Genomic DNA, 26,024 nt, shown 5'->3' on the forward strand with positions numbered 1-26,024 from the left:
TCAGCGTGGACACGGAGGAGTTCATCCTGCCCCGGTCGCGGACGGCGAACGAGCGGCTGCACGCCCTGATCCCCGGGGGCGCGCACACCTACGCCAAGGGCGACGACCAGTACCCCGAGGACCTGGCCCCGGTCATCAGCCACGGCCGCGGTGCCCACGTGTGGGACGTCGACGGCAACCGCTACGTCGAGTACGGCTCCGGCCTGCGGTCGGTCAGCCTCGGCCACGCCCACCCCCGCGTGGTCGAGGCGGTACGGCGGGAACTCGACCGGGGGAGCAACTTCGTCCGGCCGTCGATCGTGGAGGTCGAGGCCGCGGAACGCTTCCTGGCCACCGTGCCGACCGCCGAGATGGTGAAGTTCGCGAAGAACGGCTCCGACGCGACCACCGCCGCGGTGCGGCTCGCCCGCGCCGCCACCGGGCGCCCGCGGGTGGCCGTCTGCGGCGACCATCCGTTCTTCTCCGTCGACGACTGGTTCATCGGCACCACGCCGATGTCCGCCGGTATCCCGGCCGCGACCACCGAGCTCACTCTCGCCTTCCCCTACGGGGACCTGGCCGCCACGGAGGAGCTGCTCACCCGGTACCGCGACGAGGTCGCCTGCCTGATCCTCGAACCCGCCGCCGGCCCCACCGAGCCACCGCCCGGCTACCTCGCCGGCCTGCGAGCGCTGGCCGACCGGCACGGCTGCGTCCTGGTCTTCGATGAGATGATCACCGGCTTCCGCTGGTCCGAGGCGGGCGCCCAGGGCCTTTACGGCGTCCTCCCCGACCTGTCCACCTTCGGCAAGGCCCTGGGCAACGGGTTCGCCGTCTCCGCGCTGGCCGGGCGCCGCGACCTGATGGAGCGGGGCGGGCTGCGGCACTCCGGCGACCGGGTGTTCCTGCTGTCCACCACGCACGGTGCGGAGACGCACGCGCTGGCCGCCGCGATGGCTGTCCAGGCCACCTACACCGAGGAGGGCATCACCGCTCGACTGCACGCCCTCGGCGAGCGGTTGGCCGCCGGCGTCCGCGAGGCCGCCGCGTCCGCGGGCGTCGGCGACCACCTCCTCGTCCGGGGCCGGGCCAGCAACCTGGTCTTCGCCACCCTCGACGAGAACGGGCGGCCGTCGCAGCGGTACCGCACCCTGTTCCTGCGCCGGCTCCTCGCGGGCGGAGTGCTGGCGCCGTCGTTCGTGGTGAGCAGCGCGCTCGACGACGCCGACATCGACCACACCGTCGAGGTGGTGGCCCGGGCCTGCGTCGTGTACCGGAAGGCCCTGGACGCCGCCGACCCCACTCCCTGGCTGGGCGGGCGGCCGGTCAAGCCCGTGTTCCGCCGCCTGGCGTGACGTCGCGTCAGCGGCCCTCCAGCCGACCGACGTCGGCCGGCTGGTCGGCTCGCCGGTCGGCCAGCCGGTCGGCCGTCCGGTCGACCAGCCACGCGGTCGCCGGGATCACCGCCAGCGCGGTGCACCACCCGCCGAGGACGTCGGTCGGGTAGTGCGCGCCCAGCGCGACCTGCGCCCAGCCCATGGCGGCGCCGGCCACCAGCGCGGCGGTGAGCACGATCACGGCACCGGCCGTCCTGCCGAGGCCGGGGCCGGGCAGCCCCTCCCGGCCTCGGCGGTGGGTCGCGAGCATCGCCACCGTGAGGGCGAGCGCGGTCAGGAAGGCGGTGTGCCCGCTCGGGTAGGACAGGTGTCCGTCGTGGATGGTGCGTCCCACCAGGTGCTTGAGCACCGTCGCCGCCCCCACGGCCAGGCCGACGCCGGCCACGAGGAACACCGCTCCGCGCGGACGCCGGAGCAGCAGGCAGCCCGCCACCATGACCCCGACCAGCGTCGCGGCTCCCACCGGCTCCCCCAGGAAGTCCATGGCCAGGGCGAGGGACCGCCACGGCGGCCCCACCCCCTCCACCCCGGCTTGGATCCGCGTGTCCAGCACGCCTGGCTCGCCCGCGCCGGCGTACCGGATCCCGAGCAGGACGACCACCGTCCCGGCGAGGGCCGCCATCGTCCCGAGCCACCCGCTCAGCGACGGGTGCAGCACCACGGCCGCCGGCCGGCCTGACGATCCCACGCGAGCCCCCCGTGTCCGACCCACCCCCGCACCCGGCCTGCCCGACGATCCGGTCGCAGCACTTCTCTGACGGACAGTCAGGGATCCACAGCCGCACTCTACTTCGTCGCGTTCCCGAAGCCGGATCCATGCTACTGGCGTACGGCGGAACCGCGGGTCCGCTCGACCGGTTTCCCCGGTGCGGCAGGCGGCCGACGGGCCGGCCCGGTGTCGCTCCGGGGCGGCCCGTCGGTGTGCGGCGCGACTCAAACCGACCGTTCTTACTGGTCGTTGAGGCTGGTGTTGTTCCACCACCCCTGGCGTCCCACGGTGAAGGTGACCTTTCGGCTGCCGATCTGGCCCTCGTAGGACTGGCCCTTGGTGAGGGGGCTCGTGTCGACGACGTTCTTGGGGTCCTTGATGCTGGGGATGGTGACGGCGGTGGCGTGGTCCAGGTCGCTCTGTACGAAGCCACTGGGCTGCGTGGTGGTGATGACCTCGTCCCAGTTCTTGGGAGCGGCGAGCTGGTGGGCCAGGTGGACCTCGGGGCCCTGGCCGAAGGCGAGGTAGGTGAGGTAGTCGGGGTAGCCGGTGGCGTCGAGCGGCTGGTAGTGGACGACGTCCTCCTTGCGGCAGGTGGCGGTGGTCTCGTCGAGGATCTTGGTGAAGGTGCGCTTCCCGGCGCTGTCGACGGTCACCCGCTCCAGTTCGACCGGCAGTGAGGTACGGGTGCCGTCGACGATCTCCTGGAGGGGCCAGTGCCCCTCCGTGAACAGGGAGTAGTACACCTGCTGGTCCTGGTGCTGGGCGAGGTCGTCGAGGTAGGTCTGGCGCAGGTGGGGGTCCAGGCCGAACTTGTTGATCATCTGGAAGGCGTGGATCGGCACGAAGTAGAGCGCGAGGTGGTAGGCGAAGACCGTGCCGGTGCCGATGAGCAGGAACCGGTGGCCGTGCCGGGGGGCGTCGGTGTCGGCGGCGGAGGTGACGTCGGTGCTGGTCATGCGGGTACTCCTGGGGATGTGAGGGGAACGGGTGCGGTGCTCGCCCGGCCGCCGTCGGGGCGGGTCGCCCCGGCGGTGTGGCGGCGGCGCCAGAAGGGGTGCCGGGGCCACCGGCCTTCGAGGGAGTAGTAGGCGTGCCGGTTGCGCAGGTGGACGGCGGTGACGGTGTCGAGCTCGGCGGCGTACCCGGCGAGGGCCGTCCGGTCGCCGCCGAGGTGGTCGTGGAGGGCCTCGCCGGCCCTCAGGCCGGTGAACAGGGCGGTGAGGACGCCCTGGGAGGAGAGCGGGTCGAACGCGGCGGCGGCGTCGCCGACCGCGGTCCAGCCGTCGCCGGTGACGGCGTCCAGGCGGGCGGTGTGGGCGGGTGCGCGCCTGACGACGGGGTCGTCCGGCCACGGGTGCGCGGCCGCCCGGAGGGCGGTGTGCCGGGTGCCGGCCAGGCCGGGGACGGGCTCCACGCCTCCCGCCCGGGCGCCCGGCAGGTCCGCGTCGGTGTACCGGGCGAGCAGGCGGCGGCCGCCCGGCAGCAGCGCGGTGTACCACCAGCCGTCGGGCACGGCCTCCACCAGGGTCGAGCCGTCCGTCGCGGGCCCGTCCGGTGCGGGCAGGGTGAGGCAGAGCGCGACGAGCCGGTCGTGGACCACCCGCCGGGCCCCCGCCGCGGTGGCCAGACCCGCCCGGCGGCCCGTGGCGTCGACGAGCCAGCGACAGCGCACGGCCTCGCGCCCGGAACTGCCGTGGCGGCCGCGCAGCTCGACCGTCCAGGTGCCGCCGCCGCTCCGGCCGACCGGGCGGACCACGGTGTGCTCGGCCACCTCCGCGCCGGAGCGGCGCGCATGGTCGCGCAGCTCGCGGTCGAAGCGTGCGCGGTCGAGGTGCCAGCCGTGGCCGTGGGGGTCGAGGATGCTGTCCTGGGTGGCGAGTTCCGCCGAGCCCCAGGCCGACAGGTGGGCGTAGCAGGGCAGGTGGTGACGCCCGGGCAGGTCCCCGGCGCCGAGGTCGCGCAGCAGGACCCGGGCGGCGGCGGGGAGCGCCTCGCCGAGGGACGGCGGTCCGGTGGCGGCGTCGGCGAGCAGGACGGTGCGGCCGGCCCGGGCGAGCGCCGCCGCGGCGGCCGCACCGGACGGGCCACCGCCCGCGACCACCACGTCGTAGCTCGACGCGGTGGCCGCGGTGCGGCGGGTGGGGTCCACCGTCACGGGGATTCCCCGTGGCGGCCCGATCCGTTGTGGGCGTCCTCGCCGAAGGGGTCGAGCTTGTCGATGTAGCCGACGGTGACCTGGTCCGTGGTGTAGCCCATGTCCTGGGCGTAGCTCGACAGGGCCGAGACCTGGGCGGCCGCGTCGGCTGCGGTGGCCTGCGGCACGTGGAGGGTGATCAGGTTGCGGTCGTCCGGCACCCCTTCCAGCGGGAAGCCGGGGACGGATTCCACCTGGACGTCCTGCGGGTACCTGCCGTCGCCCACGGTGTAGCGGCGCTTCTCCACGACGCCGAAGTGGTGCCATTCGGTGGCGGCCTGCTTGAGCTGCTCCTTGTAGGTCCCGTTCAGGCCCCGCAGCCAGGAGGCCCGGTTGGCGAACGCGGCCTCGCGCTCGTCCTCGGTGGGCGTCAGGCCTCCCTCCTTGTTGACGATCCGGAAGTCGCGTTCGGTGAGGACGTGGTTGGGCACCCGGGCGGGCCAGAAGGTCGGCAGGTGGGGGTCGTACCGGGGCCCGAGGCCCGAGGTGGACTCGTAGCCGGAGCGGCAGCTGGCCGTGTCGGTCTGCCACGGGACGGCCATCCAGCGGGTGAGCCCGCCGGGGCCCTGGGCGTGCAGGGGACCGTCGTCGGCCAGCGCCTGCTCGGGGGTGAGTTCGGCTCCGTAGTCGGGCTCCTGCTGGCCCTCGGGGCGGTGCAGGATCCGGAACGGTTCGGCGAACATCGTCGCGTGACGGATCGGCCAGGTCACCTCGCAGCCGGGGTGGAGGGCGTCGGCGAGGCAGAAGTCGAGGGCGGCGCGGTCGAGCAGCGCGGGCTGCTCGGCGACCGGCGCGTCCTCCAGGCGGCGTGGGAAGCCGGGCCACGGGTGGGTGTCGAACCCGCCCTCGGACCACCGGAGCAGCAGGTCCAGCTGGAGGTCCGACAGCGTCATGTACTGCAGCGGCGAGCTGGGACGGCTCGACATGCCGTCGCCGTAGAACCAGGGCCAGGTCATCGGCGCCAGCCCGTCCCGTTCGTAGTTGCGCATGGCCGTGTACACCTGGCGCCGCAGCTCGCGGAAGGTGTCGCCGGGCTTGGCCAGGCGTCGCAGCAGTTCGGCGGCGTTGAAGTCCTCCGGGCCGCCGAACCCGAAGTGGGTGGCGAAGCCCTTGTTGACCCACTGCAGGTCGCTGAAGCGCTGCAGGAGGGGCTTGATGTCGCGGTCGAAGGAGACCACGGCGGGCTTGGGCAGGTCGCCCTTGGTGACGAAGACGTCGAGCAGCAGGTCGTAGAGGGTGCGCGGGGTCTTGACGTCCGGGGCGTAGTTGGGCGGGGCCACCACGACCCAGGCGGGTTTGACCTCGACGGGCCGGCCGCCCAGGGTGAGCGTGGCGGTGACCGGTCCGTCGGAGGTGTCGTCGTACCAGCCGTCGTTGTTGCCGAAGGAGTGCAGTTCCTCGTTGTTCTTCGCGCCGGAGTGGCCCGCGCCGCCGAGGACGACGAGGCGGCCGGCCTCGTCGGTGTGCATCCGGCCGAGCGGGACGGGGATGTCCTGGAAGGTGCCGCCGGTGAACTCCACGCTCTGGTCCGAGCCGGCGCGCAGGGTCTTGCGGCCGGGGTCGATGACGAGCTTGCGGCGGTCGATCCCCTTGTTGCGCAGGGGTGTGCTGCGGCCGTGCATGTCGGGGATGTCGAGGGCGAGGCTGAACTCGTACCAGGCGGCCTTCTGGTTGGCGACGTGCACGCTCCACTCGATCTCCACGCCCGGGTCGGTGGCCTTGAGTTCGCGCACCACGTGGCCGGCGCTGTCGTAGCCGTAGATCCGGAAGCGTGCCGCCTGGCGTTTGAAGGCGCCGGTGTCGTCCTTGAGGAAGCCGGGAGGGGTGGGTTCCGGGTCGGGCGTCTCGGGGCCGTGGAACCAGCCGTCGGCCCGGGTGCTGTTGCCCACCCGGGCCAGTCCGATCGCGGGATGGATCTTGGCGTAGGCGATGTCGTCGGTCATGGGGGCGCGCGGTCCTTCCGAAGGGGTGGAGGTCGGAGGTTCGTCGGACGGTGGCGGAAGGCGGCCGGGCGACCGTGCGTGGGACGGCAGGCCGGGTCACGAACCGCAGCCGACCACCGGGGAACACCTGACGGTGTGCACCCAGACTGACAGATCGAGTACGACCCACCACTGGGATAACGGGATTGTTCATGTGCTCAACCCGGAGGGGCCGGTGGCGCGCAGCCCGGTTGACGAGGGGAACGACGCCGAGGCCGGTCACGGCGGGCCACCAGGCGACCGGGTGAACCGGGTACGGCCGGGGTGACCCCGAAGGGGCCGGATGGCGGTCCACGGGACCGGCGGCCTGCGGCCGGGGTCCGGGTGCACCACCCCGGCTCCAGAGGCACGGGCCGCCGGAAACCTCACGCCGCACCCGACCACCCGATCGGGTAAATCCCACGACGGCTACGCCCTTCGCGGCCCCCTCCCCGACCCCGGCGTCCGCGACCGCCCCGTACCCGACCCGGCAACCGCACTCGAACGCGCTCTCGCCGCCTGCGCACTGGGCTCCGGCACCCGCCCACCTCCTCGGCGAGCCACCGGAGACGGCTTGGGCGGCTCCTCCGGGGTGCTCGGGGGTGCTCGAAAACACCCCGCCTGGACGAGGACGTCGCCCGGCTCTCCCCGCTCCGGCACGCCAACCTCAACGTGCTGGGCCGCTACAGCTTCCGCGCCTCCCGGCCCGGCCGGCGGCCGGCTGCGGCCCCTGCGCGACCCGGCGGCGGAGGCCGACGCCGAGTACACCGAGGAGCGAGTGGCCCCGCACAAGGCCCCGGACGAAGACACCCCTCGCGCCACGTCCGGTTTGGGCCGTGTGGCCCGGGTCAGATGCCCGGTGTCGCCGGGTCCGATTTGAGCGGTCGGCTCCGGCGACGCCCTCCGATGAAATCTTCGTCATCGACCCCAGCGCCCGTGTGACCCCCGGTGATGATCTCGTGTGCTGAGGGCGGCACCGGCTGCCCGCTCATGTTTCGGTGGCCGTATCGGGTTCGGCGGTGGTGCCGGTGGGTGTGGGCTGTTCGCGGTGGAGGAAGGCGCTGAGGAGGTCGCCGACGGGGTGGTCTGCCTCGGTGTGGTGGCGCAGGGCGACGGTGGGGTCGATGGTGTAGTGGTTGCGGCGGCCGACCCGGGTCCGGGTCAGGTAACCCGCGGCTTCCAGGTCGGCGACGATGATCTGGACCGCGCGTTCGGTGATGCCGATGTGGGCGGCGACGTCGCGCAGTCGGACCTCGGGGTCGCGGGCGATGTGCAGCAGGACGCGGGCATGGTTGGTCAGGAACGTCCACTGGTCGCTGCGCGGGGAGGTGGTCATACCTCCCATTATGCGAACCAGGTTTCGCATGTCCATCCCCTCTTGCGAAGCTCTATTGGCGAAACTATTTTCGCGTAACTGTTGACGCGTTTCGGGTGGTGGGGTGACGCTGGAGGGGATTCCTCCTCCATGGAAGGCGGGCAGTAGCCATGACCCGACTGCTCTCCCACCCCGCGCATTCCGGCATCCATCGGCCCGCTCGGGCGGGCCTGGTCCAGCCGGTGGCGGCGGTGCTGACCGACCGCCTGGACGATGTGGTGGTGACCGAGGCGGCCGCCCGGATCGCGGTGGCCCGCCGCGCGCCGCTGCTGCTGGTCGCAGTCATGCCGCCGCACATCGCCCGCTGTGGCCTGGGCCCGGCCTCCGCACCGGTGCGGGCCGTGCTGGCCCGGGTCCTGCCCCGCATCGGTCCGCGCCACGTCGGCTACATCCCCCAGGTGTTCCACCTGCCCGCCGGCAAGAGCCCGCGGCTGGCGGCGGCCCGGGAGCTGCTGGCGCTGGCCGCCCGGCACCAGGCCGGTGATGTGGTGGCCGCCCGCAGCGGTCCGTCCGGGCTGGACGCCTTCGCCCTGGTCGAGGCCGCGGCCTTGCGCGGCGGCCTCCACGTCCACACCGTCGCCCCTGCGGCCTGGGCGCCGCCCCTGCTGCCCTCGTCGTAGTGCCCCTGCCTGCCGCCCCCATGTCTGGAGAGGAAACGTTTCGCGATGAATGACCTGTCGTTCGCCGTCCCGCTGTGGGTGTGGGCCGCGGTCAGCGCCGGCATCCTGGTGATGCTCGCCGTGGACCTGATCGCCCACCGCGACAACCACGTGATCGGCTTCAAGGAAGCGGCCGTCTGGTCGGGGATCTGGATCGCCATCGGCCTCGGCTTCGGCCTCGTCCTGTGGGCCTGGCAGGGCGGGGAGGTGTCCTCCACCTACTACGCCGGCTACCTGATCGAAAAAGCGCTGTCGATCGACAACGTCTTCGTCTTCGCGCTGGTCTTCTCCTTCTTCGCCGTTCCCGACGCCTACCAGCACAAAGTCCTCTTCTGGGGCGTCCTCGGGGCGCTGGCGGCCCGGCTGGTGTTCATCTTCATCGGCGCCGAACTGCTCCAGGTCTTCTTCTGGACCGCCTACCTGTTCGGCGCGTTCCTGATCTGGACCGGCTGGAAGATGGCCTTCTCCAAGGACGAGGAAGTCCACCCCGACCGCAACCCCGTCGTCCGCCTGGTCAAGAAGATCATCCCCACCGAACCCCGCTTCCACGGCGACAGGTTCTTCCTGCGCATCAACGGCAAACGCATCGCCACCCTGCTGTTCGTCGTCCTGATCGCCGTCGAAGCCACCGACCTGATCTTCGCCGTCGACTCCGTCGCCGCCGTCCTCGCGATCACCACCAACACCTTCATCGTGTGGACCGCCAACGCCTTCGCCGTCCTGGGCCTGCGCAGCCTCTATTTCTGCCTCGCCGGACTGCTGCGCCGCTTCGCCTACCTGCACTACGGACTCGCGGTCCTGCTCGCCTTCGCCGGCGTCAAGCTCATCCTGTCCGAGACCCCCGTCGGCAAGCTGCCCATCCCCCTCACCCTCGGTGTCATCGCCGCCACCATCACCATCTCCATCGCCTGGTCGCTAGCCGCCACCAGCGACCAGGACGGCGCCAGCACCCCTGACCGCGCCGAGCCCGCCCCGGACGGCGAACCCGGCTCCACATCCTCCGCTCCTTCGCACCTTAAGGAAGGACCCCCCTCGTGATCACCTTTGCCCCCGGTCGCACCCCTCGGACGTCCAGCTCGCCGAGACCGGCACCGCCATGGTTCACACCTGCACGCTCCCCGGCCAGGAGCGCGGCGGCATCCTGGCCGTCCTGACCGGCGCCCGCGCCGACCGGGACGGGGCCGAGTGTGCCGGGCAGGCCCCCGCACAGATACCCACCTACCTGCGCGGTCGACTTCCGCTCCGACGGCTTCAGCGTCAACGCCCTACCACAGTTCGCCCGCCACCGGCATATCACCCACCAGGCGGGTGCCGTTCTCGCACCTCACGCCGAGTCCCTCGCCGGAGCCGATCACCACCGCAATGCCATCGTCCTGTTCCCCACCCGCACCAACCCCTATCGCGGCCTACCCGCCCGCGCCCTGGGGGACTGTTCTGCGGGCGGTGCCCCAGCACAGCGAGCCGCTGTGGTCGTTGCGCAACCCCAGCCACACCGTCCCTGGGGAGAGCTCGGGGGGCGTCCCGGAGACCAGCGGGTACGGCGGATCCCCGGGCGCCACTCGGGCGACTTTCCGGCGGGGCGGTGGCGTGACTGCCGTGATTCCCGGCCGACCGGTACGACCATGCTGACGTACCTCGGCACCAGCCACGGGGGAGGACCTGTGAAGCGAGAGGACGGCACATCGGTGGCCACTGGCGTCACCACCGAGCGTCTCGCCGGGCTCCGCAGGTGGAACCTGGGGCTCACACTGCTGCACCTGCTCCAAGCCATGGCCATCGTCCTGCTCGCCGGAAGCTTCTCGATCACCGTCACCTCCTCCGTTCCCGAGGGGCCACCGGGAACGGCAGCGCCCGCCCCGGAAGCATTGTTCGACGTGCCGATCGGCTGGGCCGTCGCCGTCTTCCTCGCCCTCGCGGCCGTGGACCACCTGCTGACGGCGACGGTGTGCCGCGGCATCTACGAACGCGACCTCAGACGCGGCATCAACCGTTTCCGGTGGCTGGAGTATGCGTTGAGCGCGACCCTGATGGTGCTCCTCATCGGCTTCTACTCGGGCATTACCGGCCTCAATGCCGTCATCGCCGTCGTCGGCGCCAACGTCGGGATGATTCTCTTCGGCTGGCTCGAGGAGGTGATGAACCCGCCGGGGCGGGCGAGGACCACGATGCTGCCGTTCTGGTTCGGGACGCTGGTCGGCGTCACGCCGTGGGTCTCGATCGCGTATAACACCGTCGCGGCCGAGGCCGTCCCCGGCTTCGTGTACGGAATCGTTCTCGTCCAGGCCGCCCTCTTCTTCAGCTTCGGTCTCAACCAGTGGCTCCAGTACCGCGGAGTCGGCCGGTGGTCCGACTACGCATACGGCGAAAAGGCCTACCTGGTCCTCAGCCTCGTGGCGAAGTCACTCCTGGCGTGGCAGATCTTCGCCGGCTCGCTGGCTGACTGAACCTCTTCTGTCCGAAACCCCCGTCGGCAAGCTGCCCATCCGCTCTCACCCTTGGCGTCATCGGCCTCTGGGATGGGATCGGAACGGCCAGTAGCGGGAGCGGTCAGCCGGTGGTGAGCTGCCCCGGGATGCGGCCGGAGGTGCGGAGTTCCTGTAGGTCGGGGATGTGGTTGTAGAGGGTGCCGGGGCTGACGCCGAGGATCTTGGCGATCGAGGTGATCGAGTTCTCCGGGTTGGGCAGCATGTCGCGGGCGGCCCGGATGATCTCGGCGGTGGCGACGGTGGGGCGTCCGCCGACCCGGCCTCGGGCGCGGGCGGCGTCCAGGCCCTCCCGGGTGCCGGAGACGATCAGCTCCCGGATGAATTCCGCGAGCGCGGCGAAGACGTGGAAGACGAGCCGGCCACCGGGCGTGGTGGTGTCCAGGCGCTCGTGCAGCGAGCAGAATCCGACCTCGCGGCGTCGGAGCTCGCCGACCATGTTCACCAGGTCCTTGAGCGAGCGGCCGTAGCGGTCCAGCGACGGGACCACCAAGGTGTCGCCGGACTGCAGGAAGGCGTGGCACGCCTTGAGCTCCGGACGGAGCTCGTCCTTGCCGGACTGCTTGTCGGCGAAGATGCGCCGGCAGCCGGCGGCGGTGAGGGCGTCGATCTGGCGGTCGAGCTTCTGCCCGCCGGTGGAGACCCGGGCGTAGCCGATGAGGATCTCGGTCCGGTGGGCGGGTTCGGCGACCAGGAGGTCGAGCGAGTCTGGCTCGAAGGAGGTGCTCACGCCCCGGATTCTGTCAGAAAACGGTGTCCCGAGGTTGTTGAATAACGTGGGTTTTTGAATAAGTTTTTTGAAGGGTCTGAGGGGCCGTCGGGCGACCCTTCCGGCGCTCTTCAGGAAACGATGGTTTTCTGACGGTCGCCAGGCTGTGCAACCACCGCAAACCCGAGATCAATCTCACCGATAACCACGGCCCCCTTGATCCCCGAGGCCGACACCGCTCTCGCGCAGTGCCACGGCGACTTCGGGCCGAGGAACTGGCTCGTCCGGAAGCTGTCGGGCCACGGCCTGGCCGTGGGCGTCATCGACTTCGAGCGCAGCCAGGTCGAGGAGCCGGTGCGCCGCGACCTGATGCGGGTCGTGCTCCAGCTCACCCCGCACCGGCCTGACCTCCATGCGGCGTTCCTCGCCGGCTACGGGCGCGACCTCACCGCCGACGAGTGGACGGCATGCCGGGCCTGGGCGGCGATCGACTGCCCCGCCGCCCTGCGCTGGGCCCTCGACCACCACCACGACGAGGAGATCGTCGGCTACGCCCGCACCGTCCTGGAGCAGCTCCGCCGTCCCGCGGCGACCACCTGACAGCCCCATCACCCTCGGAGGTAGCACCGTGGAAACCTTCGCCAAGCCGTGGCCGTGATCGCCCACGACCGGGCCCAGGGCCGGATCGCGACGATCCACTACGCGACGGACAGTTGGAGCACGACGCCGGCGTGGACGATCCCCGGCGGCAAGGTCGAGGTCGGGGAGCGCCGGCCGGCCAGGACTGGTCGACCACCAGCCGCTACCTCACCGCCCCCGCCGCGGCCGCGCTGAAGTCCGCGTGCGGCGTCGGCACCCCGGCCGGGCAGCCACTGACCACCAGCACGAACACCGCCTGCGCCGACGAGATCCTCGCGGTGTACAGCGACGGCACCACCACGGGAGGCAAGGCGGCCTTCGACGGCCACGACCACCGCCGCATGGAGCCGAGCTACGCATGGGCCGCCCAGGTGCTCGCCGGGTACAGCGCCGCCGAGGTCAAGGGGTTCGCCGCGAAGGCCCGCGCCGAGAACCTGGCGGCGCCCCAGGGCACCACCCAGACCGTCGGCACCCGCCGGGTGACCGGCTGGGTCCGCTACTACGACCAGCAGCGCGACCTCATCGCCACGCTCCGCCGGGCGCGCTTCGACGTGTACGTCGTCTCGGCGTCACCGCAGCCCGTCGTCCAGGTGTGGGCCGCGAGTCTGGGCATCCACGCCGACCATGTGATCGGCATCCGCAACAAGGTCAAGGCCGGCCGGTTCACCCCCCACCTCGAATCCTGCGGCGGCGCGGACGACGACTCCGTCATCACCTACGTCGACGGGAAGCGCTGCTTCATCAACCAGGAGATCCTCGGCGCACCCCCGGCGACGGCGTTCAACCAGCAACCGGCCCCGAAGCGGCAGGTGTTCAGCGCCGGCGACTCCGACACCGACGTCACCTTCGTCGGCGACGCGACCGCGCTCCGCCTCGTCCTCAACCGCAACAAGACCGAACTCATGTGCCGCTCGTACCGCAACAGTGACACCAAATGGCTCGTCAACCCGATGTTCATCGAGCCCAAGGCGGCCAAGGCCTCGCCCTACCCCTGCTCCACCACCGGCTACGTCAACGGGGACGGTTCCACCTCGCCCGTCCTCGACACCGACGGAACCGTGATCCCCGATCAGGTGGACACGGTGCACTGAACCTACGCCAGGTGGACGGCCGAGGCACGGGTGCGGTACGACGCTTCGCGCCACCCGGGGAGCCCCTCGTGGGTTCAGATGGCAGGTCCCAGCCCGGCCCGTCCTCGCTGCCGATCCAGACGCGCTGTCCGGCCGCCGAGCCGCCCTCACGCCGCTGATCGAGGCCCGCCATGCCCAGCAGCAGGCGCTCGCCCTCTACCCCGACGGCAGCGGCATCGACCCCGCGCTGCTGCTCCTCGAGCAGGCCATGTGCCTGGTGCACGGGCGCAGCCCCACCGACGCCCTGCACCTGGCCGTTCAGGCGTACAGCGAGGTACCCGAGCCCCACCGAACGGCGATCCTCGGCACCCGTGCCCGCGATGTCATCGTCGGACTCCCGACGCAGCTCCGATCCGGACGCGCCGCCCGTCAGCTCGGCAAACTTCTCGCCCTGCCCGCCGGGCAGGGGTGACACCGGCCCGCGCGATGAGCAACCCTGGCCATCATGACCACCGCAGTCCCAGCCGGCGGCTTTACCGCCGCGGACCTGATCACCCTCCTCGAACGGGCTTGCGGCACAGCCGGCCTGAACCCCGACGGCGCGGTCCTCCTGCGGGGCCACACCCATGCCGTCTACCGCCTGGCCGCCGACCCGGTCGTCGTCAAGATCGCCCGCCGCGGCACCTCGCGAGAGTCCGTTCACCGGACGGTCCACCTGGTCAGGTGGCTCATCGAGCAGGGCTTCCCCACCGTGGGCCTCCATCCGGTGCGCCAGCCGGTCGAGGTCGGCGGTCACTACGCCACCTTCTGGGCCCACCTCCCGCAGCCCGACCACCCGGTGGCGGCCGAGCAGCTCGCCGCTCCCCTCCGCTCACTGCATCAGTTCACCGAACCACCCGTGCAGTTGCCAGCGGTCGACACCGTCACCGCCATCCGACGGTCGCTGGCGGTCACTGTCGCTCTCACCGACGAAGAGCGTGCCTTCCTCGGCCTTCGACTCGACCGGCTCGAAGCCGACCTCGCCGAGGTCACCTACCTGCTGCCCCCGGCGGTTGTCCAAGGTGACCCCCAGCACCGCAACGCTCTTCACACGCGCGATGGCGGCGCGGTGCTGTGCGATTGGGACACCGCCGCCTTCGGACAACCCGAACTGGACCTGGTCACGGTAGAGATCCACTGCCGGCGCTTCGGCTACGGTCACGACCACTACGCGCAATTCGCCGCCAGGTACGGCCTCGACATCACCACCTGGGACGGTTACGCCCCTCTCGCCGCGCTCCGCGAGCTCCGGATGATCACGACCAACGCCAAACGGGCCGCGCACGGGACGGACACCCTTCTGGAGATCCGTCACCGCATCGCCGGCCTTCACGCCGGTGACCACCGTCAGCGGTGGCACATTCTCTGACCCGGTCGGCGGGGCCTCCTGCGGTGCCGCCCGTCTCCAGGACCTCCGGTGACATCACCTCCGTACCGAAGCACCTGCGCGGCCGCCGGCAACGGGCACCGCTGGCTGCCGAGCCGTTCAGCGACGAGCGGGAGCCCGGATTCCACGAGCAGGCGCGCTAATTCCCCTGGGCCCGGACGGCCGAGCTGCCAGACTGGCCCGCGATGATCCCTTCCAATCCCGCCCTGGACTCCCTGCACGGCCTGTCCGTCGGCGACGCCCTCGGCGCCCAGTTCTTCGTCCCCGACAACCGTCCGTACCTCGCCCGCCGCCAGGCCCCGCCGGCTCCCTGGCCGTGGACCGACGACACCGAGATGGCCTGCTCGGTGCACGCCGCGCAGACCGAACGCGGCCGGATCGACAGCTTCGACCTCACCCACGCCTTCGCCCGCCGACAGGACTTCGACCGCGGCTACGGCCCGGCCGCGGGACGGTTGCTCCGGCTGATCCGCGAAGGCGGCGACGCCCGCGTACTCGCTGCAGAACTCTTCGACGGGCAGGGGTCGTTGGGTAACGGCGCGGCCATGCGGACCGCCCCGCTCGGTGCCGCCCACGCCGCCGACCCGGCAGCCGCCGTCGAACCTGCGGCCGCCACCGCCCTCATCACTCACACCCATCCGCAGGCCGTGGCCGGCGCGGTCGCGGTGGCCGTCGCCGCCGCGGTCGCCGCCCGCGCCCGGACCGTCCCCACCACCGGGGCCGCGCTCCTCCGCGCGGTCACCGCGCTCACCCCGGCGGGCCCAGTGCGCGACGCGATCGGCGAGGCCGCCGGACTGCTCGACATCGACGACCATCACGCGGTCGCCGCCCTGCTCGGCAACGGTAGCCGGGTCACCGCCCTGGACACCGTCCCGTTCGCGCTCTGGACCGCGGCTCGGCACCTCGACGACTACCCGCAGGCGATCTGGACGGCCATCTCGGCCGGGGGCGACGTGGACACCACCGCCGCGATCGTCGGCGGCATCGTGGCGGCCCGCACCGGCACCACCGGCATCCCTGCCGACTGGCTGGCCGCCCGCGAACCGCTGCCCGCCTGGGCGACCCCACCCCCGGGCAGCGTCGCCACCGCCGACGGGCACCGGCACCTCACCCCCATCCGGCGCCCTCGCCCGGCCACCGTCCCCGCCGACGTGGGACTGGATCTGCCACACCGCCGAAGGCGTCCTTCACCTGCACCGCGCGGGCAGCGGCCACGGTGTGTTCGCGGTGCGGATCGGGCCGGTACGCGGTGGTTGGCGCCCCGTCGACGCCGACCGGGAGTCCCGTCCCACCCTCCGGCCGGACGCCACAGCCGAACCGCTCCTCCACGATCTGCTCCGACGGCTCTGAGACCCCGCCGCGGCCGCCGCGCAGGTCGATAAGCTGATGGAATGACAGAAGGAGTGCTGGAGTTCGGTGCGCTGCTGGAGCGCCTGATGCACCACCGGACGCTCGGGGCCGCCGCGCTCCCGGCGGCGGCCGGCGCCGACCCGGAGGAGCTGCAGGCCGTGCTCGCCGGGCGGCCGCCGACCGGACGGCTGCTCAGGGACCTCGGACCGGTGCTCGGCCTGCACGCCGCCGACCTGTTCGTCCTGGCCGGACAGCCGGTCCCCGACGACCTGACCCCGGTCACCCGCAACCCGAACTGGTCGGTCAGCCGCGTCGTCTACAACATGATGGTCATGCCCGCCGAGATGCGGCGCCCGCTGCTGGACGCGATCCGGGCGCAGCCCGTGGTACGGCGGAAGGGGCGCGGCGGGATCGACCGCCCCTACCACCGGTACGAGCCGGGCTTCGGCGCGGTGCTCCTACAGCTCACGCACAGTCGGAACCTCACCTGGATGTGCACGGCCAGGGCCCTGTACGCGGTGACCGGCGGGCGGATCTACCTCTCGGCGTCGACGATCGGCGGGGTGGGCGACGGCACCGTCGACGCGACCCCCGAGCTGGTGGCCGGCTTCGCGGGTGTGCTCGGCATCCCTGCCCCCGACCTGGCCGCACTCGGCGGCATCCGCCTCCCGGACGACCTGCCGCCGCTCCACTCCCGGGCCGCGTACGTGGCCGCCGTCATCTGGGAAGCCCGACGCCTCACCACCGCCCAGCTCCAGGAGGTCTACCGCACCTCCCACCACCTCGCCGACCGCTGACCGCTCGCCCCCGTCGGCTCGGCGGCGATCAACGGGATCCGTCGCCGGGCGAGCGGTTGTGCAGCCATCGGTAGGTGCCTACGGTGAAGGCCGCACCCGATGCTCCGGTGATCACATAGCCAACGGCCCTCCAGCCGCCATCGGCCGAGACGACCTCATTGAGCCCGGCCAGGGCCAGCCAGACGAGCAGGACGGTCGCCAAGCCCGCGCAGAAGCTGGTGAACGCTTCGACCTCACGCCCTCGCTGTGCCACTGCTCTGCTCCCTCATCCCCTGCTCGGCCGGGAGCCTGCTCCCAGCGATTGGCCGTCGTGTACGACCCGGCTGGGCCCGGCGCATCCGGCATCCGGCGTCCGCGTGGAGGGCTTGCCGCAACCGACAGCAGGACGCCGAGGCAGCCCGGGGTGGTGGGCAGGTACGACACCTGCCCACCACCGTGCCGCGCTACCTGGGCGGTCGGACGTCCGGGGGGAGGTCGCCGGGCTGCATCCGGGTCGCGGTGGGCCGACGCAGGTCGGCCGACCGGCTGCCGCGCCAGGTCCGGTAGTGGTCCGCCCAGGTGCTGGTGGAGCGTTGCTGCCCGGGCCGGTGGGAGAACGTCCCCCGCTCGGACGGCGGGGACAGGCGGTGGACGATCCCGTCGATCACCGGGAGGAGCAGGTCCAGCAGCTTGGGCATGGCGATGTGTCCTGTCGTCAGGTTCCGCAGGCGGCCCGGACGTAGGCGCCCACCTCGTACGGTCCTCCGTGGTCGCCCCTGGTGTCCACCAGGTGGCTCTGGACCTGCAGGTTGTAGTTGTACGTGCCGCCCCCGGGGCAGCCGATGTACCACAGGACGTCGTCGACCTGGTGGGGCGAGTACTGGCTCGGGCCGTTGGTCCAGCCGGTGTAGGGGCGGGGCCCGGACCAGGAGGAGCGCAGGAACTGGCCCCTGGTGTAGTGGTACAGGAAGTCACCGGAGCAGATCGAGTGGCTGCTGGAGGAGAGGCCACCCGAGGCCTTCACGGTGGGCCGGGCCCACGTCGAGCAGGTCCACGGCCCCTGGGCCACCGCACCGGGGGTCTCGGACGTCGTCGGCGCGGGGGCGAACGCGGCGGGGTCGTTGTTCCGCGCCGTGGTGGCGTCCAGGAGCTCGCTGTGCCACTCCTTGGTGCCGTCGAAGCCCCAGTGCTGGACGACGCTCCCCTGCGGCTCCGCGCCCGGCACCGGCCCGGCCGAGGCGGCGGGCGAGGGCAAGGGCGAGGTGGTCGCGGCGCTCGCCGTCCCCGCCATCGGTACGGCGAGCAACGTGAACGCGGCCATCGCCAAGGCTGTCTTGCGGATCAAGGTCATGTCCTTCCGGCGGATGGATACGTGCCTTGGGGACATGCTGACGCCGCGAGACGCTCCGAATACAGAGCAGCCCGGCGTACCGGCTCGAAACCGCTGAGGACGGGCTTGTTCCGGGGTCGCAGCCCACCCACCCACGGGGCCTGCGAGTCGGGGACCCGGTCCCGGCGAGGGGCGGCGAGAGGTCGTTGCGCTCGCACTGCGGGCGGGGGACGCATCCTGAGCACGCGACCCCGGCCGGGACGCACGCCAGCGCCGTCACGGGCGCGCCGACGCCGCTGGTGACCTGCCGCGCGCCTGCGGCGGCGCCGAGGCCGGGACAGGCGCCGGGCCGCCGCACGGGAGCGGTCAGGCGGCCGGAGCCGTGGCGGGTGTCGCCACGGTCGGCCGGCTCGGGGCAGCGGCCGCGTCGGGCCGGATGGCCGCCGCGGGATCCGCGGCGTTCGCACCGTTCGCACCGTTTGCCGCGGTCGTCGCGTTCGCCGGGGCCGAGGAGGTCGGGGAGACGGCCGGCCGCATCATCAACTCGGTACTCTGCCGGCCCTGTTCCATCTGCGGGGGCACGGCCGCGGCGGGCTTCTCCAGCGCCGGGTTGCCCCGTCCCCGTGCGAGCGCCGCGGATTCCGGTGCGAGCGCGGCGGACTCCGGTGCAAGCGCGGCGGACTCCGGCCGGGCGCTCAGTACGTGGCTGGCGGCCTCGTCCAGGCTGACCGTGCGCTGCAGGCGGGTGGCCAACCTGCCGGCTTCCCGTCCGAGGGACGCGACGTCGTTCCAGCTCAGTGTGAGGACGACGCGGAGTTCGGCGTTCCCGTCCGGCAGAGCGCGGAGGGGCGATATGGGCAGATCGTTCACGGGACCGTCCTGAGTTCGGTGGTGACGGCGGACGACCGGTGCGCCCGCGCGTTCATAGGGGAAGAGGGGCAATCCGGCGAACCATCCCGCGACTTTGCACATATTTTACCTTCGGGCGACCGAAGGCGGTCATGTCCGGACGCACTCGTGCTCGGCTCCCAACTCGGCCCACCCCGCGCAACGCCGATGATCCGGCACTCCCAGCGACCGGCACCGGGCCCAGATCGCCGTACGGGCCAGGCGGGAGACGCGCTAGGCGTCGCCCAGGCGGCGGTAGATGTCCTGTAGCGCCGCCACCACGTCGTTCACGGCCTTGCCGCTGTCGCTGCTCGGGCCGGGGACGATCGAGACCGTGATCCAGTCGGCGCCGTGGCAGCCCTGGACCCTGGCCATCAGGACTCTCCCGTCCCGGACCTCGAGCTCGCGGAAGCCGCCGGGGCCGAGGGCTGGCATGTCCTCGAAGGTGAAGTCGGGCGCCAAGGACGGGGTTTGGGCGGCCTCCCGGTCGTACCGGGCCTTGGCGATCAGGGCGCAGCGGTCCTCCGGTGACCTGCTGGTGTTCGGCCCCGGCAGTTCACGGGTGAGGGAGACCCTGAGGCCGCCCAGGCCCGTTCTCGGAGCTGACCTGGCATCCACCGGCGGACAGTTCCGGGCCGGTGCCGCCCTGACCGGTGCTCAGGAGCCGGTACTCGGGACGGGTGAACGGGTTCGACGGCAGGTTGTCCCGCGTGTGGCCGGGCGCGTACCGGCCGAGGAAGTCGGGCCCCAGGAGCGTGCAGAGGTCGGCCCCGGCCACCGGAACGATGCCGTCGGCCGGCAGCGGGCGCTTGGTCGCGGTGGCGCTGGCGGTGGCCGTGGCGGACGGGCCCGGTCCGTCGGAGGCGCCGATCGTGATCGAGCAGCCGGAGGCGGTGAGGACGGCCGCGCCCAGCAGCGCGGCCAGGAACGCCCGGCGTCGGTGATGGCGTGCGATGAGTTGGTCCCCCGTGTTCCGCGTTCTCCCCCTGCCTGGCATGGCCGGCGCCACCAGTCTCCCACCGGGGAAGCACGACCTCTCGGCGGCCCCGGACAGCATTTTACGCAGCGGGCTCAGCTGCGGTTGGAGAGGGCCAGGCCGCCACACGGGTGGTGGGCAGCTCACTGGTCCACGGCGGCTGGCTCCGCCGCCGACCTGTTCGCCCCCACCGGCCGGCGGGGGATCCAGCCAGTGGGGGCGACCTTTCGCACCGCCTCGGCGATGCTCGGTGACACAACGACGTAGGCCCGCCAATCGGCACGGTCCTGCCGAGCTCGGCCCGGCCCGGCTGAACCTTCGCTAGAGGCGTGTCGCGGTGCGGACGAGGTCGGCGACGGCTTTGGATCTGCTGTGTGGTGGCCAGGCGATGACGGTCGTGACAGCCGGCGCGTCCGGCACCGGCACCGTCGCATGACCGTCCCGCAGGTGGGCTCGGAGGGACTCGGGCACGACCGCGCAGGCCCGTCCGAGCGCGATCAGCTGGAACAGCTGGGTGTGGTCGCGCACCTGCGGGCCAGGTCCGTCCGGATAGCCCCCGCCCCGTCGAGGCCAGCGTGGCAGGGGCAGGTCCGTCAGGGTGGTGACCTCGGCCATCGACATCCGGGGTCGGTTGGCCAAGGGGTGCCCCGCGGGCAGGACCACGACCTGCTGCTCGGTGTGCAGGTCCTCGGTGTCGAGTCCGGCCGTCGTGTCGAAGGGCCGCTGGAGCAGAGCAACGTCGGCACGCCCGTCGCGCAGCAGCCCTTCCTGCTCGCCGGGCCCGCACAGCATCACCTCGACGGCGACCGCGCCGGGCTCGGCGGCGTAGGCGTCCAGCAGCTTCGACAACAGTTCGCTGGACGCTCCGGCTTTCGTGGCCAGCACCACACCGGGCGGTCCGGCGGCTGCGCGGCGGGTGCGGCGCTCGGCGGCTTCGACCGCGTCGAGTGCGACCCGGGCCTCCCGCAGAAGCACCGACCCGGCCTCGGTCAAGGCGACTGCGCGAGCAGTGCGGTGCAGCAGAACCACGCCGAGCCGCCGCTCGAGCTGCTGGATCGCCCGCGACAGCGGTGGTTGCGCCATGGCGAGCCGCTGCGCCGCCCGCCCGAAATGCAACTCCTCCGCGACGGCGACGAAGTATCGCAACTCCCGGGTCTCCACCGCGTCATCGTATCCGGCGCTCACCACGACCGATACCCGTGCGGTATCGCCGCCCACCCAGTCGGTCTTGGACGTCCCACCCGAGCCCGCACCACGCTTGATGACATGAGTGAACAGAGGATCGCGCTGGTGACCGGTGCGAACAAGGGGATCGGATACGAGATCGCGGCGGGCCTGGGCGCCCTCGGCTGGCGCATAGGCGTGGGCGCGCGGGATCAACAGCGCCGCGACACCGCGGTGGAGAAGCTGCGCGCAGCAGGGACCGACGCGTTCGGCGTTCCGCTCGACGTGGCGGACGACGCAAGTGTGGCCGCCGCGGCCGAGCTGATCGCCGACCGCGCCGGAGGGCTCGACGTCCTGGTCAACAACGCCGCGATCACCGGCGGTATGCCGCAGACGCCCACCACGGTCGATCCCGCGACCGTACGAGCCGTCGTGGAAACCAACGTGATCGGGGTCATCCGCGTCACCAACGCGATGCTGCCCATGCTGCGCGGCTCGGCATCGCCGCGGATCGTGAACATGTCCAGCAGCGTGGGCTCGCTCGTCCTGCAGACCACGCCCGGCATCGACATGGGCCCGGTTCCCGCTGCGTACTTGGCGTCCAAGACCTTCCTCAACGCCGTCACCGTCCAATATGCCAAGGAACTGAGCGAGACCAACATCCTGATCAACTCCGGCTGTCCCGGCTTCACCGCCACCGACCTCAACGGCTTCCAGGGCGTCCGCACTCCCCACCAGGGCGCGGCGATCGCGATTCACCTCGCGACCCTGCCCGACGACGGACCGACCGGCGGATTCTTCGACGACGGTGGAACAGTGCCCTGGTGACAGGCTCGCCGGCCCCTGATGGTCCGGCTGGTGTTCGTTGCCGGTGGGGTGGGAGGGGCTGGAGAGACGGGACGGCCACCGCTGTTCATCGTGGTGTGTGACGTCGACGAAGAGTACCGACCGGTCGGGTCAGGGGCCGGCCGGCTCAACCGACGCGGGCGCGGGGTCACCGGCGGGGAAGGGGGACCCTGCCGGTGCGGCGCCACGGTTTGTCGTACCGGCTACCGCAGGTCCGGCACTCCGCGCGGAAGAGGGCGGCGGAGGGTGCCATCAGGTCGCTGGGCTCGGCCGGGTACTCCGCGTTCTGGATCCGCGCGACGAGCCGCGGTGTGGCGCAGGTGCAGGCGCGAGCGCCCCAGGCGCGGACCTGAGGCTGCACCTCGCCGTACGGCCCCACCACCGTGCGGTGGCCACGGGCGGGACCGGCCGCCGGGGTGTCGAGGACCTCGATGCGGTAGCCGTCGAGCGGCCGGTGCTTCTTCCTGATGTTCGACGCGTTCTCGAACCGGCGCCGGCCGGCCTCGTTCGGGAAGATCAGCAGCATCCCGGCCAGCAGGAGGAAAGCCTCCCCGCGGACGCGGGCGGGCTCGGGGTCGAAGACGGCGGCCGGGACACCGTGTTCATCGACGAGGGGGACGCCACCGGCGTACCGCGGGTCGCCCGTGCTGAGCCCCACGGTCGCGGTGATGCCGTGCTCCTCGGCCAGCTTGGCCAGGGCTTCGCCGACACCGAGGCGGAAGACCCGGGCGACCTGCCAGAGCCGGCCGGGTGGCCGCGTGCGGGCGTCCAGTTCGGCGGCGGTCGCCTCGGCCAGGGCCTTGGCCCGGGTGACCGCGTTCCTGGCGCGGATCCCCTCCCGCCGTTTCTCCCTCGCCTGTTGCCGCGCCGCCCGGCGGGCGTCGTCGACGCGCTGCCGTCGTTCCTCCTCCTCCAGGTGCGCGGTCTCGGCCGCGACGTACTGCGGCGCCGTCCACACCGTGGCGAGCGCCCGCTGCGGGTACCGCAGGTGGGTGCGCGGGGCGTGCGGGACGATGCGGCGGGCGAACGCCCAGGCGAGGAACCGGGGCAGCGTGGCCGGCACCGCCTCCCACCCGGGCTCGTCGAACCTCACCAGCCCCTCGGCTATGGCCAGCGGCCCCTCGCCTTCGGCCCTCTCCAGGCGGACGGAGGGGACGGTACCCAGCCAGGAGGGGCGGGGACGGTCGCTGAACCAGATCGAGGCGACCCCGTCGGCCCGCATCCGCTCGGTCCGGGCGGTGATGTCGGCGTCGGTGATCGGGGCGAGCTGCGCCTCCAAGGCCATCGCCCACGCCCCGGCGGGGTCGCGGGCCAGCACGTCGGCCCGCCAGGTACCGTCCGGGCCGCGGGCTTCGAGCTCGGCGTGGGCGCCGGCGTCGCGGGCCGCGTTCGCCAGCTCCAGCTTCAGCAGGTGGTGGGCGACGGACTCCAGGCCGAGCGCACAGGTGGGGGCGCCCGGGGCGTGCGCGAAGAACCGCAGGCCGGTGCGGGAGGTCTTCGCATGCATGCCGTGTCCGCACGCGTCGCACGCCAGCGGCGCCGACGGGCGGGCCTTCCACACCTGCTCCCAGGCGCGTCCGCAGCCGAGATCCGGCAGGTGCGCGAAGACGGTCCCCCACTGTGCGTGTACGGCACGAAACGCCATCGGCTCCCCCTGCTCTCGGCGAGAAGGCCAGTATCGCAAGATGATCTGACAGACACTCAGGTTCGGACTGGGCCACCGGGCGGGCGGGCGGGTCACTCGGTGGTGTGAATGTCTGCGCGTACGCCCGTGGTGGCCCTTGGGAGCTGCGATTCCGGGGGCGTCGGACCGGCCTAGACTCCCCGCACATGTCGCTCTGGCTGCTCAACAACTTCAGCACCTTCACGCTGGCCGTCGTCGCCGTGGGTGGAACGATTCTCTTCGCCGTCACCGGCAGTCTGCTGCTGCGCCGCAGATATCCGTCGCTGGCCGGCGGAGAGCACAACGACATGGTCGGCGTGACGCTGGGGATGTTCGGCGCCATCTACGGGATCATCCTCGCGTTCGTGATCGTCACCCTGTGGACGCAGTTGGAGGCCACCCAGACCATCGTGGCCTCCGAGGCCACCGACACTGCGCTCATCGCCCGGGACGCCGCCGCGTTCCCGGACCCGGTGCGTGCCCGTCTCGACGCGGCCATGAGCGGTTACGTCCACGCCGTCGTCGAGGACCAGTGGCCCCGGATGCGCGCGGGGAATCCCAGCTACGAGGCCACCGAGGCCCACCTCCAGGACGCGTTCCGCGTGCTCCAGGAGTACAACCCGCAGGGCCAGGCGGAGCAGGTCTTCTACGAGCAGGCCGTCGACCACCTCAACGACGTCGCCTCCCAGCGCCGCGCCCGCATCACCATGGCACGCCAGGAACTGCCCCCGCTGCTCCAGGCCCTGGCCTTCGGCGGTGCCCTGGTCCTGATCCCGCTCACGTTCCTCTACGGCCTGCGCAAGCTGAGGGTCCAGGTGCTGTTCGTCGCCTCGGTCGCCGGGCTCGTCGGCTTCAGCCTGCTGCTGGTCTTCGTCCTGGACCGCCCCTTCTCCGGGGACCTCAGCGTCAGCCCCGCCCCGTACCGTGAAGGAGCCCTGTCCCGGTACTGGACCCGGTGAAGCGGCGGCCGCACACGCCTGCCGCGGGACTCCCCCGGACGGAGCCGGGCGGGAGCCCCGCGGCGTGTGGCGTCAGCGGATCCGCTCAGCAAGTACCGTCGTCGCGCCAGACGGCCCAGGAACCGGGGTCGTTCGGCGCTGCACCGGTGGAGTAGTAGAGGGCGGTGTACCTGTGGCCCACGTGGGCGACGGTCTCGCCGGGCACGTACGACCTGGTGGAACTCCAGGCCGCCGGGCATGCCGTCCCGCCGCCTCCCCCACCTCCGCCACCGCCACCGCCGGTGGTGGCGGTCGCGGTGAGGGCGGCGGACTGGGTGCCCGCCTTGCCCGCCGAGTCGACCGCGGCGACGGTGTAGCGGTACCCGGTGCCGGCGGTGAGCCCGGTGTCGGTGTAGGAGGCGCCGGAGGCCGTGCCGACCTTGGTGCCGCCGCGGTAGACGGTGTACGACGAGGCGCCGGAGACGGCCGTCCAGGCGAGCGAGACGCTGCTGGCGGTGGTGCCGGTGGCCCGCAGCCCGGCAGGGGCGGGCAGGGTGGTCGAACCACCGCCGCCACCGCCACCGCCACCGCCACCGCCGGAACCGGAACCGGAACCGCCGGAGTTGACGAACTTCCACGTGATCCCGGAGACCACGCCGAGGTTCAGGTCGGCGAGCTTCTGGAAGGCGGTCTTGCTGAGGTCGATGTGCTCGGCGCTGCAGGACGGGCACTTGTCCTTGACCGGGACGGTGATCGTCCTGCCGTTGGAGGAGACCTCCACCGAGATGCCCTTGCAGAGGTCGTCGTTGTTCGGGTTCGCCGATGTCCACCAGGAGGTGGAGACGGCGACCAAGTCCTCGGAGGCCGCGTTGATCGCCGTACCGCAGGCGCCGAAGCCGGCGTCGTCGTACCAGGTCATCTTGCCGGTCCTGGACTGGCCGATCGGGATCGAGGCCAGCGCCGATCCGATGCCGAACACCGTGAGCATCAGGGCGCCGACCAGGGCGGCGATCCACCGCCGGCGTATCCGTTTGGGAGCGGAGTGCACACGTCCTCCTGGGGGATGGAGATGGCGTCTCGTCGTGCCGGCGGGTCCGCACCCAGCCTCGACTGACTGGGCATCATCAGTAACGAACCCGGCCCACCCGGTCAACGCCCCGCCGCCGCGGTCGGCTTGGGCACACCGCACCGATCCGGCGCCCGATCGCCGAGGTTTCCGCAGGTCACGGCGGCCGGGGGCGGCGCCGAGGCCGGCGCCGCAGGTCTCGTGTGGACGGAGCACCCTTATGCCGCCGTTAAGTTCGCCACAAGGCGGGTCGCCTTCACCGGAAACCGGCCCCGGCGGCCTCCCGGTGTTCGCCGGCCGCCGGCACGGTCGGGCCTGCCGCTGATCGAGTTCGCGGAGCGAGACGGCTCACCGGCCACGACGGCGCCACCGGTAGCTTTCCCCTGCCGACACCCCGCACGCGGCGAGCAGCCCCGCTCGTTC

27 protein-coding genes are annotated in these 26,024 nt (G+C 72.2%); 13 read left to right on the forward strand and 14 right to left on the reverse strand.

Annotated features, from left to right (window positions below):
- Positions 1 to 5: 5 nt before the first annotated feature.
- Complete coding sequence (locus tag ABWK59_RS01550) at positions 6 to 1,334, forward strand: glutamate-1-semialdehyde 2,1-aminomutase (RefSeq protein ID WP_354637407.1); 1,329 nt, start codon at positions 6 to 8, stop codon at positions 1,332 to 1,334.
- Between the two features lie 7 nt (positions 1,335 to 1,341).
- Here the strand turns inward: ABWK59_RS01550 and ABWK59_RS01555 are convergent, their stop codons facing one another.
- From ABWK59_RS01555 to ABWK59_RS01575, 5 genes are all read right to left on the reverse strand, one after another.
- Positions 1,342 to 1,998: a phosphatase PAP2 family protein gene (locus tag ABWK59_RS01555; RefSeq protein WP_354644797.1), complete on the reverse strand. Its 657-nt coding sequence runs from the start codon at positions 1,996 to 1,998 to the stop codon at positions 1,342 to 1,344.
- Between the two features lie 326 nt (positions 1,999 to 2,324).
- Positions 2,325 to 3,044, reverse strand: coding sequence for a hypothetical protein (locus ABWK59_RS01560; protein ID WP_354637408.1), 720 nt, complete (start codon positions 3,042 to 3,044; stop codon positions 2,325 to 2,327).
- Complete coding sequence (locus ABWK59_RS01565) at positions 3,041 to 4,243, reverse strand: tryptophan 7-halogenase (protein ID WP_354637409.1); 1,203 nt, start codon at positions 4,241 to 4,243, stop codon at positions 3,041 to 3,043. The genes ABWK59_RS01560 and ABWK59_RS01565 overlap by 4 nt, the downstream gene beginning before the upstream one ends.
- The gene (locus ABWK59_RS01570) at positions 4,240 to 6,225 is read right to left on the reverse strand and encodes a LodA/GoxA family CTQ-dependent oxidase (protein WP_354637410.1); all 1,986 of its coding nucleotides are present in this window, start codon (positions 6,223 to 6,225) and stop codon (positions 4,240 to 4,242) included. Before ABWK59_RS01570 ends, ABWK59_RS01565 begins: the two co-directional genes overlap by 4 nt.
- A 1,006-nt stretch (positions 6,226 to 7,231) precedes the next feature.
- Entirely contained in the window at positions 7,232 to 7,579 is a 348-nt protein-coding gene (locus tag ABWK59_RS01575) for a helix-turn-helix transcriptional regulator (RefSeq protein WP_354637411.1), read from the reverse strand.
- 149 nt (positions 7,580 to 7,728) lie between these two features.
- On the opposite strand from ABWK59_RS01575, the gene ABWK59_RS01580 reads away from it, so the two are divergent.
- The 3 genes from ABWK59_RS01580 (at position 7,729) to heR (ending at position 10,721) form a co-directional block, all read left to right on the forward strand.
- Positions 7,729 to 8,238 (forward strand): universal stress protein, encoded by a 510-nt coding sequence (locus ABWK59_RS01580; protein ID WP_354637412.1) that lies wholly within the window; start codon positions 7,729 to 7,731, stop codon positions 8,236 to 8,238.
- A gap of 45 nt (positions 8,239 to 8,283) precedes the next feature.
- Positions 8,284 to 9,315 carry a TerC family protein gene (locus ABWK59_RS01585; protein WP_354637413.1) on the forward strand — a complete coding sequence of 344 codons (1,032 nt, stop codon included), beginning with the start codon at positions 8,284 to 8,286 and terminating at the stop codon, positions 9,313 to 9,315.
- A 623-nt stretch (positions 9,316 to 9,938) separates the two neighbouring features.
- Positions 9,939 to 10,721, forward strand: a complete 783-nt coding sequence (gene heR, locus ABWK59_RS01590) for a heliorhodopsin HeR (RefSeq protein WP_354637414.1) — start codon at positions 9,939 to 9,941, stop codon at positions 10,719 to 10,721.
- A 103-nt stretch (positions 10,722 to 10,824) separates the two neighbouring features.
- On the opposite strand, the gene ABWK59_RS01595 is transcribed toward heR, so the two are convergent.
- Positions 10,825 to 11,490 carry a recombinase family protein gene (locus ABWK59_RS01595; RefSeq protein WP_354637415.1) on the reverse strand — a complete coding sequence of 222 codons (666 nt, stop codon included), beginning with the start codon at positions 11,488 to 11,490 and terminating at the stop codon, positions 10,825 to 10,827.
- 195 nt (positions 11,491 to 11,685) lie between these two features.
- Here ABWK59_RS01595 and ABWK59_RS01600 point away from each other — a divergent pair, with 195 nt between their 5' ends.
- The 6 genes from ABWK59_RS01600 to ABWK59_RS01625 all read left to right on the forward strand — a co-directional run bounded on the left by ABWK59_RS01600 (position 11,686) and on the right by ABWK59_RS01625 (position 16,751).
- Positions 11,686 to 12,069, forward strand: a complete 384-nt coding sequence (locus ABWK59_RS01600; protein WP_354637416.1) for a phosphotransferase — start codon at positions 11,686 to 11,688, stop codon at positions 12,067 to 12,069.
- 131 nt (positions 12,070 to 12,200) lie between these two features.
- A complete protein-coding gene (locus tag ABWK59_RS01605) occupies positions 12,201 to 13,199 on the forward strand; it encodes a haloacid dehalogenase-like hydrolase (protein ID WP_354637417.1) in 999 nt (332 codons plus the stop codon).
- A gap of 256 nt (positions 13,200 to 13,455) precedes the next feature.
- Entirely contained in the window at positions 13,456 to 13,650 is a 195-nt protein-coding gene (locus tag ABWK59_RS01610; RefSeq protein ID WP_354637418.1) for a hypothetical protein, read from the forward strand.
- Between the two features lie 33 nt (positions 13,651 to 13,683).
- Positions 13,684 to 14,586 carry a phosphotransferase gene (locus ABWK59_RS01615; RefSeq protein WP_354637419.1) on the forward strand — a complete coding sequence of 301 codons (903 nt, stop codon included), beginning with the start codon at positions 13,684 to 13,686 and terminating at the stop codon, positions 14,584 to 14,586.
- Between the two features lie 203 nt (positions 14,587 to 14,789).
- Positions 14,790 to 15,986, forward strand: a complete 1,197-nt coding sequence (locus ABWK59_RS01620; RefSeq protein WP_354637420.1) for an ADP-ribosylglycohydrolase family protein — start codon at positions 14,790 to 14,792, stop codon at positions 15,984 to 15,986.
- A gap of 9 nt (positions 15,987 to 15,995) precedes the next feature.
- Positions 15,996 to 16,751 (forward strand): hypothetical protein, encoded by a 756-nt coding sequence (locus ABWK59_RS01625; RefSeq protein ID WP_354637421.1) that lies wholly within the window; start codon positions 15,996 to 15,998, stop codon positions 16,749 to 16,751.
- Positions 16,752 to 16,779: 28 nt separating this feature from the next.
- Here ABWK59_RS01625 and ABWK59_RS01630 read toward each other — a convergent pair whose 3' ends face one another.
- From ABWK59_RS01630 to ABWK59_RS01650, 5 genes are all read right to left on the reverse strand, one after another.
- Entirely contained in the window at positions 16,780 to 17,004 is a 225-nt protein-coding gene (locus ABWK59_RS01630) for a hypothetical protein (RefSeq protein ID WP_354637423.1), read from the reverse strand.
- A gap of 190 nt (positions 17,005 to 17,194) precedes the next feature.
- Complete coding sequence (locus ABWK59_RS01635; protein ID WP_354637424.1) at positions 17,195 to 17,428, reverse strand: hypothetical protein; 234 nt, start codon at positions 17,426 to 17,428, stop codon at positions 17,195 to 17,197.
- Between the two features lie 17 nt (positions 17,429 to 17,445).
- Positions 17,446 to 18,075 carry a hypothetical protein gene (locus ABWK59_RS01640; protein WP_354637425.1) on the reverse strand — a complete coding sequence of 210 codons (630 nt, stop codon included), beginning with the start codon at positions 18,073 to 18,075 and terminating at the stop codon, positions 17,446 to 17,448.
- A 351-nt stretch (positions 18,076 to 18,426) separates the two neighbouring features.
- Positions 18,427 to 19,032, reverse strand: coding sequence for a hypothetical protein (locus ABWK59_RS01645; protein ID WP_354637426.1), 606 nt, complete (start codon positions 19,030 to 19,032; stop codon positions 18,427 to 18,429).
- A 150-nt stretch (positions 19,033 to 19,182) separates the two neighbouring features.
- Entirely contained in the window at positions 19,183 to 19,566 is a 384-nt protein-coding gene (locus tag ABWK59_RS01650) for a hypothetical protein (RefSeq protein WP_354637428.1), read from the reverse strand.
- A gap of 137 nt (positions 19,567 to 19,703) precedes the next feature.
- Between ABWK59_RS01650 and ABWK59_RS01655 the strand changes: the two genes are divergently transcribed.
- A complete protein-coding gene (locus ABWK59_RS01655) occupies positions 19,704 to 19,892 on the forward strand; it encodes a hypothetical protein (RefSeq protein WP_354637429.1) in 189 nt (62 codons plus the stop codon).
- A 353-nt stretch (positions 19,893 to 20,245) separates the two neighbouring features.
- Here ABWK59_RS01655 and ABWK59_RS01660 read toward each other — a convergent pair whose 3' ends face one another.
- A complete protein-coding gene (locus ABWK59_RS01660) occupies positions 20,246 to 21,085 on the reverse strand; it encodes a LysR family transcriptional regulator (RefSeq protein WP_354637430.1) in 840 nt (279 codons plus the stop codon).
- 105 nt (positions 21,086 to 21,190) lie between these two features.
- On the opposite strand from ABWK59_RS01660, the gene ABWK59_RS01665 reads away from it, so the two are divergent.
- Positions 21,191 to 21,916 carry an SDR family NAD(P)-dependent oxidoreductase gene (locus tag ABWK59_RS01665; protein ID WP_354637432.1) on the forward strand — a complete coding sequence of 242 codons (726 nt, stop codon included), beginning with the start codon at positions 21,191 to 21,193 and terminating at the stop codon, positions 21,914 to 21,916.
- A gap of 166 nt (positions 21,917 to 22,082) precedes the next feature.
- On the opposite strand, the gene ABWK59_RS01670 is transcribed toward ABWK59_RS01665, so the two are convergent.
- Positions 22,083 to 23,579, reverse strand: a complete 1,497-nt coding sequence (locus ABWK59_RS01670) for a competence protein CoiA (protein WP_354637433.1) — start codon at positions 23,577 to 23,579, stop codon at positions 22,083 to 22,085.
- Positions 23,580 to 23,764: 185 nt separating this feature from the next.
- On the opposite strand from ABWK59_RS01670, the gene ABWK59_RS01675 reads away from it, so the two are divergent.
- Complete coding sequence (locus tag ABWK59_RS01675; protein WP_354637434.1) at positions 23,765 to 24,556, forward strand: DUF4239 domain-containing protein; 792 nt, start codon at positions 23,765 to 23,767, stop codon at positions 24,554 to 24,556.
- Positions 24,557 to 24,641: 85 nt separating this feature from the next.
- Here the strand turns inward: ABWK59_RS01675 and ABWK59_RS01680 are convergent, their stop codons facing one another.
- On the reverse strand, positions 24,642 to 25,583 hold the full coding sequence (locus ABWK59_RS01680) for a cysteine/serine endopeptidase inhibitor (protein WP_354637435.1): 942 nt from the start codon (positions 25,581 to 25,583) through the stop codon (positions 24,642 to 24,644).
- Positions 25,584 to 26,024 lie beyond the last annotated feature (441 nt).

This window comes from Kitasatospora sp. HUAS MG31 (assembly GCF_040571325.1).
In the GTDB taxonomy this organism is placed as follows: domain Bacteria; phylum Actinomycetota; class Actinomycetes; order Streptomycetales; family Streptomycetaceae; genus Kitasatospora; species Kitasatospora camelliae.

Coding starts and splice junctions, on each gene's coding strand:
- ABWK59_RS01575 (WP_354637411.1), bottom strand. CDS start 7,579: ATGACCACCTCCCCGCGCAGCGACCAGTGGACGTTCCTGACCAACCAT.
- ABWK59_RS01580 (WP_354637412.1), top strand. CDS start 7,729: ATGACCCGACTGCTCTCCCACCCCGCGCATTCCGGCATCCATCGGCCC.
- ABWK59_RS01615 (WP_354637419.1), top strand. CDS start 13,684: ATGACCACCGCAGTCCCAGCCGGCGGCTTTACCGCCGCGGACCTGATC.
- ABWK59_RS01560 (WP_354637408.1), bottom strand. CDS start 3,044: ATGACCAGCACCGACGTCACCTCCGCCGCCGACACCGACGCCCCCCGG.
- ABWK59_RS01635 (WP_354637424.1), bottom strand. CDS start 17,428: ATGCCCAAGCTGCTGGACCTGCTCCTCCCGGTGATCGACGGGATCGTC.
- ABWK59_RS01675 (WP_354637434.1), top strand. CDS start 23,765: ATGTCGCTCTGGCTGCTCAACAACTTCAGCACCTTCACGCTGGCCGTC.
- ABWK59_RS01585 (WP_354637413.1), top strand. CDS start 8,284: ATGAATGACCTGTCGTTCGCCGTCCCGCTGTGGGTGTGGGCCGCGGTC.
- ABWK59_RS01620 (WP_354637420.1), top strand. CDS start 14,790: ATGATCCCTTCCAATCCCGCCCTGGACTCCCTGCACGGCCTGTCCGTC.
- ABWK59_RS01665 (WP_354637432.1), top strand. CDS start 21,191: ATGAGTGAACAGAGGATCGCGCTGGTGACCGGTGCGAACAAGGGGATC.
- ABWK59_RS01625 (WP_354637421.1), top strand. CDS start 15,996: ATGACAGAAGGAGTGCTGGAGTTCGGTGCGCTGCTGGAGCGCCTGATG.
- ABWK59_RS01570 (WP_354637410.1), bottom strand. CDS start 6,225: ATGACCGACGACATCGCCTACGCCAAGATCCATCCCGCGATCGGACTG.
- ABWK59_RS01645 (WP_354637426.1), bottom strand. CDS start 19,032: ATGTGCAAAGTCGCGGGATGGTTCGCCGGATTGCCCCTCTTCCCCTAT.
- ABWK59_RS01670 (WP_354637433.1), bottom strand. CDS start 23,579: ATGGCGTTTCGTGCCGTACACGCACAGTGGGGGACCGTCTTCGCGCAC.
- ABWK59_RS01555 (WP_354644797.1), bottom strand. CDS start 1,998: ATGGCGGCCCTCGCCGGGACGGTGGTCGTCCTGCTCGGGATCCGGTAC.